Genomic DNA, 12,973 nt, shown 5'->3' with positions numbered 1-12,973 from the left:
GGCATCGCGAAAGGTGGAGGGTATGAACGGGTGCAGTGGATCGCATGGGCAAGCGGGCGCGTGGATGGGGACCTCGATCGCCGTGCTGGCGTCGATGCTCGCACTGGCGTCTGCATGTGCCCTCGACGAAGGCACACGCGATCTAGGGCCCACGGCGCAGGGCGATCGCGTCGACGAGGCGGCGTGCGTGCCGGTGCGGAGCTGGAACCGCCACGCCGGCAGCGACCTGCCGTTCCAGGTGCGTGTCGAGAACGCCGTCGCGAGCGCAGCGCTGCCCGACGGCGGGATCGCGGCCTTCACCCGCGTGGTCGGCTTCGGGCGCGACGCCGTGTTCGGCGACATCCGCCTGCCGAGCCACCCGCAGTCGATCTACCCAGCGGCCATCACCCGGCTCGATCGATCCGGCAACTTCGTCTGGGCCAAGACCCTCATCGACGGCAACATGAATGGCTTCGAGGCGCTCGCCCAGGGCGGCGGCGTGATCGCGATCGCGAGCACGATCAATGTCGGCGCGGCGATCGACGGCGTCGAGACCTACGCGCTGCCGCCGGTACAGGGCCAGCCCGCCGCGCTCGGCGACGTCTTCCTCGGAGCCCTCGATCTCGACGGCAACGTGCTGTGGACGCGCGTGCTCGGGACCAACACCAGCTCGGACTACGCCACGGCAATGGTCGTCGATGCGCTCGGCAACACCACCGTTGCGGTGCAGCGGCTCGGGTCGCCTCGCGACACCGAGTTGGTGCAGCTCGACGCCGCGGGCGAGGTGCGATGGCGGCGCGCGAGTGACACCGTGATCTACGACCTGCGCATCGCCAGCGACGGCACGCTGGTCGCCGGTGGCAACATCGCCACTGCGACCGGGCACGCGACCGTGGCGCGCCTCGATCCCGACGACGGCCGCGTGCTGTGGGCCGCGGGCGACGCGAGCGTCGACCCACCCGTCTATCACGTCGCGGCTTCGCCGACCGGCGAGGTGCTCGCGGCCGGCCGCTTCGCCGGCAATGCCGTGGTCGCGGGCCACGACCTCGTCGCCGCCGGGGCCCACGACCTCTTCGTCGCCGCCTGGTCCGAGCAGGGTGAGCCGCTGCGCGCGTGGTCGCTGGGTGGCAGCTCCGACGAGTTCGTGCACTCGCTCGACGTCGACGGCCAGGGTGACGTGATCGTCGGCATGGTCTTCGACGCCGAGACCGCCTCGGGCCCGTTCTCGCGGGTCTCCGCCGGGAGCTGGGACGTCGCGTTGGCGTACTTCGACGCGGCCGGCATCGCCACCGGGCTGGTTCCGATCGCCACGGGCCCGGGCTACGCGACGCTCGGCGACGTCGCGGTCAACGAGGACGACGAGGTCTACGTGATGGGCGGCTGGCGCGGGAACTCGGAGTTCGGCCCGAGCAACGGCGCAGAGGAGATGTTCTTCGGGCGTCTACGCTGCGCCGACGCCGAGGCGCCCCTGCGCCTGCGCGACGTCACTGCAGTGCGACGCGACGGTGCGGTCGATCGCACGCAGTACTTCTGCGCCCAGTCCAGCGCCGCGTGGAACAACTGCAAGGCGGTGCATCTGCTCGGTGCGACCGGCTCCACCTACGACTATCCCGGCGCCAGCTACGATGGCTGGCTGATGGTCGGCCACACCTTCGGCGCCCGCGCGCAGACGGCGTTCTCGACCACGATCGACTATCTCGCGCCCGACGGCACCCGCGAGTCCATCACCGCCGACTTCCCGGCATTCGACACCTCCGACGACGGTGGCAAGATGCTGTTCTACGTCGCCGACGATGGCTCGACGTACTACGCCGACGCCGAGCACGATGGCTATCACTACGCCGGCGAGGTGCTCACGCCTGCGCAGGCGATGGTGCCGGAGCACCTGGCGCGCAGGGCCGGGCAGTAGAGCGCGCGCGCGCGAGCCCACGATGAAGCGTGCGGCGCCCCGGCGACGTCCTCGAAGGCCGGCGGTGGTTGGCCTCGATGGGGTCGCCGTCGCGGTGTGATTGTCCACGCATGGGCACTCGCGGATGCGGCGAAACCTGCGAGGGGGCGCCGGGGATCGAAGCCGGATCATGCCGTTCATCCGTTCCGCCGCGAGACCTCCACGGGGGCTGCTACCATCCGCCGCGATGCATCGCTGGTCCCGCGTTCCCCTGTTCGTCCTCGCGCTGGCCGCTTGCCGCGAGACCGCGACGACCGAACCCGAGGTCGCCGGCGGTGGCGGAGGCAAGATGACGAGCACCGATGGCGCCACCCCCGGCGTCCCACCGACCCGCCGGGAGGATGTGGTCGACACCATCCATGGGCGCGAGGTCGCCGATCCCTATCGCTGGCTCGAGGACGTCGCCAACGCCGAGGTGAAGGCCTGGATGAAGGCGCAGGACGCCCACGCGCGCGCGCGGCTCGAGGCGTTGCCCGGGCGCGCGGAGCTCGAGAAGCGCCTCGCGGAGCTGTCGTACATCGACTCGGTGTCGCCGCCCACCCGCCGCGGCGAGCGGTACTTCTACACCCGCAGCCATCGCGACAAGGAGAAGGACATCTACTACGTCCGCAAGGGCGAGCAGGGCAAGGAGGAGGTCCTGATGGACCCGAACACGCTCAGCCCCGACGGCAGCGTGTCGGTGCACGGCATCATGCCCAGCCGCAGCGGTCGCTACCTCGCCTACAAGCTGTCGCGCAACAACGCCGACGCCTCGACGATGTACGTGCGCGATCTCGACACCGGCGCCGAGATGCCGACCGACACCATCGAGGGCGCGCGCTATGCCTACGCCGCGTGGTTGCCCGACGACTCGGGCTTCTACTACGTCAACCTCCCGACCGATCCGAGCATCCCGGTCGAGCAGCTGCCGGGCCACGCGGAGGTCCGCTTCCACGCGCTCGGCAGCGACCCCAGCAAAGACCCGGTGGTTTACCCCGCGGCCCACGATCCCACGCGGTTCGTGAACGCGAGCGTCTCACGCGACGGCCGGTGGTTGTTCGTCACGCATCAGCGGGGCTGGGCCGCGACCGACGTGTACGTCGCCGATCTGCACGGCAAGCGCGGGAAGCCGGATCCCAAGCGTCGTGCGGCGCCCGAGTTCAAGCCGCTGGTGAAGGACCAGCCGGCCGTCTACGGCGCGGGGGCGTGGAAGGACAAGTTCTACGTCTACACCAACGACGGCGCGCAGCGGTACCGCGTGATGCGGGTCGATCCGGCCAAGCCCGCGCGCGCGGACTGGCAGGAGCTGGTGCCCGAGAGCGATGCGGTGCTCGACGGCATGCAGATCATCGGCGGCCATCTCGTGTTGTCGTACCTGCGGGACGCCCACTCCGAGCTCGAGGTCCGCACGCTCGACGGCAAGCTGGTGCGCAAGGTCGAGCTGCCGGGTCTGGGCAGTGCGTCGGGCATGCTCGGCGAGCCCGACGAAGACGATGCCTACTACTACTTCAGCTCGTTCACCGAGGTGCCGCAGATCTATCGAACCTCGATTGCGAGCGGCAAGACCGAGCTGTGGCAGAAGATCGAGCTGCCGGTCGACACCTCGAAGTTCGTCACCGAGCAGGTGTGGTTCCAGTCGAAGGACGGCACCAAGGTCCCGATGTTCGTCGTCCATCGCAAGGACATGGAGCGTCGCGGCGACAACCCCACGCTGCTCACCGGCTATGGCGGGTTCAACGTCAGCCTCGAGCCCGGCTTCAGCTCGCGCGCGGTGCTGTGGCTCGAACGGGGCGGCGTGTACGTGGTCGCGAACCTCCGCGGCGGCGGCGAGTTCGGCGAGGCGTGGCACCGCGCCGGCATGGGCGAGCACAAGCAGAACGTCTTCGACGACTTTGCCGGCGCCGCGAAGTGGCTGATCGACAACGACATCACGCGGCCCGACAAGCTCGCCATCATGGGTGGCAGCAACGGCGGCCTGCTGGTCGGCGCCGCGATGACGCAGCACCCCGAGCTGTTCGGCGCCGTGGTCTGTGCGGTGCCGCTGCTCGACATGGTCCGCTACCACCGCTTCGGCGCCGGCCGCACGTGGATCAGCGAGTACGGCTCGGCCGAGGACCCGAAGCAGTTCGAGACCTTGTTCGCGTATTCGCCGTACCACCACGTCGCGAAGGACACCGCCTATCCGTCGCTGCTGATGCTGTCGGCCGACAGTGACGACCGCGTCGATCCGATGCACGCGCGCAAGTTCGTCGGCGCGATGCAGGCGGTCTCGTCCAAGCCAGTGTTGCTGCGGATCGAGGAGAACTCGGGGCACGGCGGCGCGGACATGACCAAGAAGGAGATCGCGCAGTCCGTCGACACCTTCTCGTTCCTGATGCGCGAGCTCGGCGTCGAGGACTGACGCGTCAGCGGCGGTCGGACGCCGACGCGGGGCTCGGCGTGGGCGGGCCGGGCTCGCGCCGCTCGAGCCACAGCGCCACCGCGAGCGCCACGATCGCGGCCAGCACCACCGCGATCGTGACCTTCACACGGTCGAGCGGTGCGCGTCCGACCAGGCGACCGGACTCGCCGTGCACGACGATGCGCCAGGGCCGACCGCGGTACGCGAACGCGCCGATGTAGATCGGCAGTGCATCGAGCTCGAGCGCCACGCCGTGCAGGCGTGCGGTCGCGCCTGCATCGTGCAGGTGTTCGCGTGCCGCGACCTCGCGCAGCCGCTCAGCCTGCAGCGCCCGTTGGATCTGCGCCCGCGCACCCGCCTCGCTGAGATTGGGCAGCTCCCGCGTGATCTCGGCGTCGTCGTCGAGCCACGGACGCCGACGGGTCGAGAAGCCGCCGAGCGCGTCGAGCTCGCGCTGCGAGATGCCCAGCGAGGCCGGCACCAAGGCCTGCGCGGGCGCTCGATCGATGCCGCTGCGCGGGCGTCGGCCGCTGCGGGTGTCGGCGCGCACCAAGCCAGCCCAGTGCAGCTCGACCTCGGCACGGGCCCGCCACGCCGGCAACCACAGCGGTCGCAGCTGCACCACCGCCGCGCCGAGGTCCCGCGCATGCCACCACGAGCTGCGGGTCCACGTCGCGAAGCGCTCCCGGGCCAGCGCCTCGTCGATCGCGAAGGGGATGACCTCACGCGGCGGCGGCGGTGGGCGGTCGAGCGGCACCGGGACCAGCGCGACCGCGGCGCAGAAGCGGCACTGTGCCCGCGCGTGATCGGCATCGAACGTCACCGTGCCGCCGCATGCATCGCAACGCACGACGATCACGACCACACCCCCGCCAGCCACAGCCACGCCACCACCACCACGGCGATCGTCATCGCGGCGATCGTCACCTTGCCACGATCGATTGGCGGCCGGCCGACGCAGCGCCCGCACTGGCCGTGCACCAGCAGTCGATGCGTGCGGCCGCGGTGGCGATAGCTCGCGATCCACACCGGGACCAGCGCGAGCTTGGGCGCGGCGAAGCGCACCTCGGTCGCAATCGATGTGAGGCTCGGATGCTCGCCCGGGAGCACCTCGGTCTCGATGCGGCGCGTGGCGGCGGCGCGTGCGGCCGTCACCGCCGCGTGGGCGACCTCGTCGGCCCGCAGCGCCGGCAGCTCGGCCGCGAAGCCGGCGAGCACGCGCGGATCGAAGGCCACCGCGGTGCCGAGATCGAAACGGCCCAGGCCCGCGATCTCGTGCTCGCGCAGCGCGGTCGAGCCGCACTGCAGCTGCGCCACGAACTCACCCACTGCGGTGCCCCGCAGCTCGTGCCACTCGGTCTCACGCACCCGTCGCTTGCGGGCCCGGCCCTGCTCGTCGCGGACCATCTCGGTGCGCCACCAATCGATCCCGATGCGGGCCTGCCAACGCGACTGTGTCACGCCATCGAACGCGTAGTACGGCACCAGCACACCGCGCAGGGCCTCGGGTCGCAGCTGCCCGCTGCGGGCCAGCTGCCGCAGCTCCCGGGGCGCCCAGAACGCGTCCGCGACGTGCTCGCGCAGCCGTGTCGTCGCCGCCCGCTCGGACACGACGAAGGGGCACACCGCATCGATGTGGGCCGCGGCACTGGCATCCACGAGCCGCGATCCGCACCAAGGACATTGGTCTGCGATCCGCTCCGCCGGCAGCGACACCACCGCGCCGCAGGCCTCGCAGCTGCGCGCGATTCGACCAGTGTGCGGCTCGTCCACGTGTCGCATGATGGAACTCCGACGCTGCACCGTCGGCAATCTGGCGGGCGGGGCCACAACTTCGACACGCGCGGGTCCGTTCCCGTCCGCTCGGGGATCGCACCGGACCGACCGAACTACGCGAAAGCACGGGCCGTCGCGCCGCGTTTCGGGCGATCGGCCACGGTCCCCGCCGCGACCCCTGCGGCCCGCCCTGGGACGATCGACGGGAACACCGGACCGCGATCGGACGTGCCTCGATATGGTACGGCGCCTGCACTCGTTGTTCGGGTGTCAGGCCAGCACCCGAGCTCCGTTGGGTTTGGCAGGACGGGAGGAACGACCATGCAAGCTCCGAATATCCGCTACTACGCCTTCGTGTCGCGCTTCGTCGATGCGGTGACGACCGAGGCGATGGCGAACGAGGTGCAGCGCGTCCGCGAGGCGCGGTTGTTCGACAGGGCCCGTCGGTCGCTCGACGACGCCAGCGGCACCGTGCCGGTGGCGGTCAAGCGCGCAGCGTGAGGCGGAGCCGACGCGGTTGCGTCGGCCGCCCGTGGGCGCGACGACGGCGGTGATGGACGCCGTCGTCGCCCCGACGCGAGGGCTACTTGTTCGCCAGCGCGCGGACGCCGTCGACCAGCTTCTGCGAGAACGCGATCTCGCCGACCTGCGGACCCGACGGCGAGTACGTGGTCGTGATGACCACGTCGTTCAGATCGCTGCCGATGCCCGTCGGGATCTTCGCGGCCTCCTCGGGTGGCGCGAGCGTGGCGATCCACGCGAGCATGCCCTTGACGTTGAGGGCCATGATGGCCGACGCGCCCGGCGTGCGTGCGAGCGCGCTGTCGAGGCCCGGATCACCGGCCAGCGAGGCGCTGCCCGCCATCGCGTCCACGACCGCCTTGGTCGAGGCCTCGTCGGCGGCCGAGCCGATGATCCACGCGACCTTGCCATCGCGCTCGACGCGGTTGACGACGAGCTTGAGGCCGCCGAGCTTGGTCTCCCACTCGGCCAGCTTGGCGCCGCCGTCCTTGCGCATCTCGGCCTTCACCTCGTCGGTGGGCTCGATGACCCAGCGATCGACGGCGACCTCGCCGACCTTCGCGGCGTCGAACTGGAAGCTCCACGTGACCTTCTTGGCCGCGTCGGCGCCGAGCAACGACTCGACGGTGAATCCACCCGACCAGGTCTTCCAGGCCTCGCGGGCGTTGACGCCGTCCTTGAGGCCGAACACGGCCGCGAGCGCACCGACGCTACCGGGCTCCTGCATGAGTGCCAGTGCGGAGTGACCGGAGTAGGTCGCGCGGGCCTCGTTGGCGAACTCGACGAGTGCGGCCTCGGTCTGCGCGGCATCCTTGCCGAGTGCCTCGGCATAGCCCTTCACGAGCGCGCTGCGGAGCTCCTTCACGGGGCCGGTGTCGAGCGCCTCGGACATGTGCGCGTTGAAGCCCATCACGCCCCAGCTCGAGCGCGGCAGCGACGACACGAACGCGGCATCGACCGGGCCGGCGGAGGTGATCTCGTACTGCTTCGCGAGCTCGGTGCCGGGCGTGGGCTGCAGCGCGTAGGTCAGCTCGAGGCCGGCGCCGTCGACCGACATCGCCATCGAGAACTGCTGCATCTCCTGCATCATCTTGAGCGTGCGCTCGTTCGACTTCATGCCGTACTCGGCCATGGCGCCGGCGAACTTCTCGCCCGCGCTGCCGCCGGTCGGCAGCGTCGGGGGCTTGGCCATGGCGTCGAACACCGGACGGAGCTCGGCGTCGTAGCGACGCATGAGGTCGGCCGGGTAGGCGACGATCTCGACGTCGGTCTTCATGGCGCTGGCGCGCCCGATGATGGAGTCCGCGAGGTAGCTCCGGGCCTTGCCGAACAGCTCGTCGGCGTTGCTGACGATGACCTCGCCGCCGAGGTCGTCGATGAAGAGGTCCTGGCCGTTCACCGAGTACTTCGCGATGTGCGAGCCCGCGTCGGTCTGCTTGCCCTCTTCACCGAGGTCGGTGACGAGCTGCTTCGAGCCACCGGTGTAGCCGATCACGCAGGCCAGCGGCGCCTTGGTGGTGGTGCTGTCGACCAGCGCGCAGCCCATCGGCTTGGCGAGGTCGAGGTTGGTCGCGAGTGCGCTGCGTGAGCCCAGCGCACCGCCGCCCATCGTGCGCAGGAACGACTCGTCGACGAACTGCGCGGCCGACTCGGGCACGATCTGGGTCTTGATCTCGCCGAGCAGCACCGACGGGTTGGCGAACATGACGTGCGCGAGCACGTCGCCGCGGGTGAGCGAAGGCGCGACCACCGGCGCGTCGCCCGTCGGCGTTGGCGCCTTGGCGTCGGGCGTCTTGGCGTCGGGTGCCTTGCCGTCCTTGGTGTCGGCGTCGGCGACCTTGCCGTCCTTGCTCTCGGTGCCCTTGGCATCCGCGGGCTTGGCGTCGTCCTTCTTGCACGCGATCGCCAGCGACGCGACCATCATGAGCGGCGCGAAGCGAGCGAGCCCGCGGGGACGCGCGACGATGGAACGATCGGAGCGGATGTTCTCGATGGGTGTCATGGGGTGCTTTGACCTCGCGCGGAGGATACGCCACGATGGTTGGGATGAAGCGTCGAATCGGCGCCGTGGGGTTTGCGCTCGGTGTGGTGTGCACCCTGGTCGCAACTGCGGCGCTGGAGCCCGGTCTGCGGGCTGCATCGGCGCCGCGGCTGGATCGTGCGGGCTTCGACCAGGCGGTGGAGGCGGTGTTCTCCCGCTACTACGAGCCGGTCGACGAGGCCGCGTTGTTGTCCGCGGGGCTTTCGGCGATGTTGGGCGAGCTCGATCCCCACAGTCACTTCCTGAGCGCCGCCGATCGCAAGGCGCTGCGCCGCCACAAGCACTCGGGTGAGACCGGGCTTGCAGTCGCGATGCGCACCGAAGCTGCTTCGCGAGCGCGTCGCCTCGAGGTGCTGGCGGTGGCGCCCGACTCCCCGGCGGCGCGCGAGGGCCTACGCCCGGGCGATGCGGTGGTCGAGATCGCCGGCAAGTCCGTCGACGCGCTCGCGTCGCAGCGCGAGGCCGAGCTCCTGCTGGTCGGTGCGATCGGCGACGAGGTCGCGTTGTTGGTCCAGCCCGTCGACGGCAACGGCCCCCGTGCGGTCGAGTTGGTGCTGGCGCGCCCCAGCACGAAGATGCTCGAGACCGCGGTCGTGCGCGACGAGGCTGGGCGCAGCTACGTGCACGTGGTCCTGCGGCGCTTCGGGGCCGAGAGCGGCGACGCGTTCAAGCGCGCGATCGAGGCCCGACGCCACGCGCTCGGCAAGGACCTCGCCGGCATCGTGATCGACCTGCGCGGCAACCCCGGCGGCGAGGTCGGTGAGGCGCTGGTCATCGCCGATACCTTCGTCGCCGACGGGGTGTTGATGCGGACCCGCGGACGTGGCGGGCGAATCCTGCGCGAGGAGTCCGCACACGCCCCTGGCACCGATCTCGCCACGCCGATCGTCGTGCTGCAGGACCGCCACAGCGCGTCGGCATCGGAGCTGTTGGCGGCCGCGCTGCAAGATCGCGGGCGTGCGCGCGTCGTCGGTGAGCGCAGCTATGGCAAGGGCACCGTGCAGGAGGTGATGGGCCTGCCCGACGGCTCGGTCGCGACCTTCACGATCGCGCGCTACTACTCGCCCGACGATCGCCTGGTCGACGGCAGCGGCGTGACACCCGACGTCGCGGTCGCGTTGACCGGAGACATGCCGGTCGTGGGCGAGAAGGACGTCGGCGTCACCGCGGCGATCCGGGCGCTCGGGGCTCCGTAGCCGTTGCTCACGCGAGGATGCGGCGGGCCGCGAGCGCGCCGGAGTCGAGCTCGCGCTTGCGCTCGAGGTAGCGGCCGCCGAGCGCCGCGACATAGAAGCGCTCACCGTCGATCTCGATGGTCTCGACGCTCAGATCGAGCGCGCGACCGTCCCGCTTGATGCGCGGGATGGCCTGCCCGCGGCCCACGATGGGCGTCACTGCGGCGAGCATCGAGAGATCCAGCGAACCCCGCGAGCGTGCGACCAGCATGCCGTCGTCGTCGACGACCAGCAGCGCGTCGAGCTTGGCCCGCGCCGCGGCGCTGGTCAGTGCGAGCTCGATCGCCACCGCCGTCGAGCTCGACCGCCGCTTGCGACGGTCGAAGAGGGGTCCGCCCGGGCGCGGGAGCGGCTGCACGCGGAAGCTCTTCTGACCGTGAAAACGGGGGTTCTCGGGGTCCATGCCACTATCCTACATGTAGGCAGCGGCCGAACAAATTTCCGGCCGAAGCGGTGCTCCGTGCGGCCGGGATCGGGCTACGGCTGCGCGCCACGGGCTTCAAGGACCCGCGCTCGTGCGGCGATGCAGAGCAAGCATGAGCTCCGAGTCGACCCATCATCTGCGGCTCGTCGCGTCCGAACCCGAGCTGCCGCCGACCACCATGGCGGTCGACGAGGTCCGTGCGACGCGGCGAAGCGTCGCGCGGTTCCTGCGTGCCTTGCAGGCGAGCGGGCATGCGTTCGCGAGCTGGCCCAGCGAGTTGGTGTCGCGCCTGGCCCATGCCGATGCCGTGACCGCCCGCTATCTCGGGCGTGACGACGCCGCGGCCCCGGACGCCGGTGTGCTCGAGGCCACGCGGGCGCTGCACGCGGTCGTGCGTGCGGTGGTGGCCGGTCTCAACGGCCACGAGCGCGCGCGCCTGCGTTCGTTCGAGCTCGCGATCCGCGTCGATCCCTCGGAGCTGTCGGCACCGCTCGTTCATCCCCATCGCGCGCCCGAGGACGAAGCCCCCGCGGCCAACGAGCTGCGCCCACGCTCGCTGCGGACGGGTCTCGGCGACGCCGACGAGGCCACGCTCGGCGCCATCGCGCGTCGTTTGGGCCTGTCGCGCCGGTTGGGCGCCGACGGCGATCCGGAGGCCCGCATGCTGCTCGCCGCCGACGTCGAGCGAGTGCTGCGCGACGATCACCTGCTGGGGATCCTGGTGGCGACGCTGTCGACCGCGGCGCTCGAGCTGCTGGCGGTGCTGGTTCGCGATCGCCTCGACGAGCGTGCGATCGAAGCCGTGTTGTCGCAGCCGACCCTGGCGCTCGCGGTCGGCGACGCGGCACAGCCGACCACGCCGTGCACCGAGCTCGAGCACTGTGGGCTGGCGTTTCGCGGCGACGCGCAGGGCCGGCGCCTGTGGGTGCCGGTCGAGCTGTGTCACCGCCTCGACGGCGTGTTGCGGGCGATGGGCAGCTGACGCGCGCGTGGGCCTACGCGCCACACGCCGCGGTGCGGGCGTTGCTGGCGCCCTGGCACACGCTGGTGTCCATGCACGCGGCGTCGGCCAGGCAGTCGTACAGCGCGATGACGGCATCGCGGCACGCCGGGCCCTGCGCCTCGTAGTGCGAGTTCATCTCGACGCACGACGCGGTGCAGGTCTCGAGGTCGGTCGAGCCGGGGTTGCAGTCGGCGTTGTGCATGCACCACGGTCGACAGCTCTGCTCGAGCTCGTCGTCGAAGTTGCCGGTCGAGGCCCCGCCCTCGCCGCCGCCTTCGCCGGCCTGCGTCGGTTCGCGGCTGCACGCGATCGCGAGGCACGACACCAGGGTGAGGACGGTCAGGCGCTGCACCGCGGCATCGTCGCGCGGGGCTCTTCCGCGTTCAAGCGCGCGTGGTAGTCTCGTGCGGCGAGAGGCCATGGGCGCACCGACCGACATCGCGCACTCGATCGGACGCAACGCGTTGCTGGTGACGTGGGACGACGGCAGCCACAGCGAGCTGGCGATCCCCTACCTTCGCAGCTGGTGCCCGTGCGCGCAGTGCCAGGGCCACGGCGACGTCGTCCGCCAGCTCGAGGTGGCGCCGGACATCGCCGCCGTCGGACTCTACGAGATGGGCGCGTACGCGCTCGGCATCCGCTTCTCGGACGGTCACGACGCTGGCATCTACGCGTGGACTTGGCTGCGGCAGCTCTCGCACGAGGCCGAGCCGCTCGGCCCCAAGCGGGGCCGCTTTCGCGGTGGGCGCTTCGAGCCCGTGCCCGACCCCGCGTAGGGTTGCGGGTGCCCCCAACAGGCGCCGGCCTCGAGGGCCCGGGGCCGCCGGCGCCCGGTGGCGGCGGGGCCCTGCGAGGGGCAGGAAAGACCCGCGATCGCGCGTGAGAAGTGTCGCGTGCGCGTGCGCATGGGGTTACACTCCGCGCATGGCTGTCGACGCCGCGGATGCCGAGCTGGTCTCGAAGATGCTCAAGCGTTGGGCAGGTTGGGACCGCGTGCCCGACGACGTGCTCGGACAACTGAACCAGATCGCGGAGCTGCTCGACGTCAAGCGCAAGCGCTCGTTGTTCCGCCGCGGTGAGCCCGGCCCGGGCTTGTTCCTGGTCAAGTCGGGCGAGTTCAAGCTGAGCCTGATCTCGAGCGAGGGTCGCGAGCAGATCCTCTACCTCGCGGAGCCCGGCAAGATGATCGGCGAGGGCTTTCTGCCCCGCGACGTGCAGTGCGCCGCGAGTGCCTTCGCGATGGCCGACTCCGAGGTGTATCGCTTCGAGACCGACGCGGTCGTCAAGCTCACCGCCCGATCCGAGGCGCTCGCGTTCGCGCTGATGCGCCACATGGCCTTCCGCGCCAACCGCCTCATCGATCTCGTGCTCGACCTGTCGCTGCGTTCGGTCGAGCGTCGGCTGGCCTCGTTCCTCTTCACGCTCGCGGTGCGCAACGGGGCCGAGCCCGGCAAGCAGACCGTGATCCCGCGCCAGCTCGACATGAACACCGTCGCGGCGCGCCTGGGCACCGTCCGCGAGGAGATCTCGCGCGCGCTCAACCGGATGCAGCGCAACGGCATCCTGAACCTGAGCCGCCAGGAGATCGTCGTGTTGGATCTGTCGGCGCTCGAGCGCGTCACCTACGAATGATCGCGCGTCGTCGAGGGCACCTTCGATGGTGGT

General features: G+C 70.9%; 12 protein-coding genes. 7 read left to right on the top strand and 5 right to left on the bottom strand.

Features of this window, described 5'->3' with window-relative positions:
- Positions 1-64 precede the first annotated feature (64 nt).
- A complete protein-coding gene (locus tag IPH07_34110) occupies positions 65-1,888 on the top strand; it encodes a PQQ-binding-like beta-propeller repeat protein (protein ID MBK6922475.1) in 1,824 nt (607 codons plus the stop codon).
- 328 nt (positions 1,889-2,216) lie between these two features.
- Positions 2,217-4,307 (top strand): S9 family peptidase, encoded by a 2,091-nt coding sequence (locus tag IPH07_34105; GenBank protein MBK6922474.1) that lies wholly within the window; start codon positions 2,217-2,219, stop codon positions 4,305-4,307.
- Between the two features lie 4 nt (positions 4,308-4,311).
- Here IPH07_34105 and IPH07_34100 read toward each other — a convergent pair whose 3' ends face one another.
- Together IPH07_34100 and IPH07_34095 are read right to left on the bottom strand one after the other, a co-directional pair.
- A complete protein-coding gene (locus IPH07_34100) occupies positions 4,312-5,166 on the bottom strand; it encodes a hypothetical protein (GenBank protein MBK6922473.1) in 855 nt (284 codons plus the stop codon).
- Complete coding sequence (locus IPH07_34095; protein ID MBK6922472.1) at positions 5,163-5,966, bottom strand: hypothetical protein; 804 nt, start codon at positions 5,964-5,966, stop codon at positions 5,163-5,165. The genes IPH07_34100 and IPH07_34095 overlap by 4 nt, the downstream gene beginning before the upstream one ends.
- Positions 5,967-6,404: 438 nt before the next feature.
- On the opposite strand from IPH07_34095, the gene IPH07_34090 reads away from it, so the two are divergent.
- Positions 6,405-6,584, top strand: a complete 180-nt coding sequence (locus tag IPH07_34090; GenBank protein ID MBK6922471.1) for a hypothetical protein — start codon at positions 6,405-6,407, stop codon at positions 6,582-6,584.
- Positions 6,585-6,666: 82 nt separating this feature from the next.
- Here the strand turns inward: IPH07_34090 and IPH07_34085 are convergent, their stop codons facing one another.
- The gene (locus IPH07_34085; GenBank protein ID MBK6922470.1) at positions 6,667-8,607 is read right to left on the bottom strand and encodes a hypothetical protein; all 1,941 of its coding nucleotides are present in this window, start codon (positions 8,605-8,607) and stop codon (positions 6,667-6,669) included.
- A 44-nt stretch (positions 8,608-8,651) separates the two neighbouring features.
- Here IPH07_34085 and IPH07_34080 point away from each other — a divergent pair, with 44 nt between their 5' ends.
- On the top strand, positions 8,652-9,842 hold the full coding sequence (locus IPH07_34080) for a PDZ domain-containing protein (protein MBK6922469.1): 1,191 nt from the start codon (positions 8,652-8,654) through the stop codon (positions 9,840-9,842).
- A 7-nt stretch (positions 9,843-9,849) separates the two neighbouring features.
- On the opposite strand, the gene IPH07_34075 is transcribed toward IPH07_34080, so the two are convergent.
- Positions 9,850-10,284, bottom strand: a complete 435-nt coding sequence (locus IPH07_34075; GenBank protein MBK6922468.1) for a hypothetical protein — start codon at positions 10,282-10,284, stop codon at positions 9,850-9,852.
- Positions 10,285-10,417: 133 nt separating this feature from the next.
- Here IPH07_34075 and IPH07_34070 point away from each other — a divergent pair, with 133 nt between their 5' ends.
- The gene (locus tag IPH07_34070; protein MBK6922467.1) at positions 10,418-11,287 is read left to right on the top strand and encodes a hypothetical protein; all 870 of its coding nucleotides are present in this window, start codon (positions 10,418-10,420) and stop codon (positions 11,285-11,287) included.
- Between the two features lie 13 nt (positions 11,288-11,300).
- On the opposite strand, the gene IPH07_34065 is transcribed toward IPH07_34070, so the two are convergent.
- The gene (locus IPH07_34065) at positions 11,301-11,660 is read right to left on the bottom strand and encodes a hypothetical protein (protein ID MBK6922466.1); all 360 of its coding nucleotides are present in this window, start codon (positions 11,658-11,660) and stop codon (positions 11,301-11,303) included.
- Positions 11,661-11,727: 67 nt separating this feature from the next.
- On the opposite strand from IPH07_34065, the gene IPH07_34060 reads away from it, so the two are divergent.
- Positions 11,728-12,084, top strand: coding sequence for a DUF971 domain-containing protein (locus IPH07_34060; GenBank protein ID MBK6922465.1), 357 nt, complete (start codon positions 11,728-11,730; stop codon positions 12,082-12,084).
- A 148-nt stretch (positions 12,085-12,232) separates the two neighbouring features.
- Entirely contained in the window at positions 12,233-12,940 is a 708-nt protein-coding gene (locus IPH07_34055; protein ID MBK6922464.1) for a Crp/Fnr family transcriptional regulator, read from the top strand.
- Positions 12,941-12,973 lie beyond the last annotated feature (33 nt).

It is taken from the genome of Deltaproteobacteria bacterium, assembly GCA_016709225.1.
Lineage (GTDB): Bacteria > Myxococcota_A > Polyangia > Nannocystales > Nannocystaceae > Xiheibacterium > Xiheibacterium phototrophicum.
Note: the sequence above shows the minus strand (reverse complement) of the source record. Positions and strands in the feature narration are given on the sequence as shown.

Bases quoted from the DNA above. Each gene is read 5' to 3' on its own strand.
- IPH07_34075 (MBK6922468.1), bottom strand. From the start codon at position 10,284: ATGGACCCCGAGAACCCCCGTTTTCACGGTCAGAAGAGCTTCCGCGTG.
- IPH07_34110 (MBK6922475.1), top strand. From the start codon at position 65: ATGGGGACCTCGATCGCCGTGCTGGCGTCGATGCTCGCACTGGCGTCT.
- IPH07_34105 (MBK6922474.1), top strand. From the start codon at position 2,217: ATGACGAGCACCGATGGCGCCACCCCCGGCGTCCCACCGACCCGCCGG.
- IPH07_34090 (MBK6922471.1), top strand. From the start codon at position 6,405: ATGCAAGCTCCGAATATCCGCTACTACGCCTTCGTGTCGCGCTTCGTC.
- IPH07_34060 (MBK6922465.1), top strand. From the start codon at position 11,728: ATGGGCGCACCGACCGACATCGCGCACTCGATCGGACGCAACGCGTTG.
- IPH07_34055 (MBK6922464.1), top strand. From the start codon at position 12,233: ATGGCTGTCGACGCCGCGGATGCCGAGCTGGTCTCGAAGATGCTCAAG.
- IPH07_34085 (MBK6922470.1), bottom strand. From the start codon at position 8,607: ATGACACCCATCGAGAACATCCGCTCCGATCGTTCCATCGTCGCGCGT.
- IPH07_34070 (MBK6922467.1), top strand. From the start codon at position 10,418: ATGAGCTCCGAGTCGACCCATCATCTGCGGCTCGTCGCGTCCGAACCC.
- IPH07_34080 (MBK6922469.1), top strand. From the start codon at position 8,652: ATGAAGCGTCGAATCGGCGCCGTGGGGTTTGCGCTCGGTGTGGTGTGC.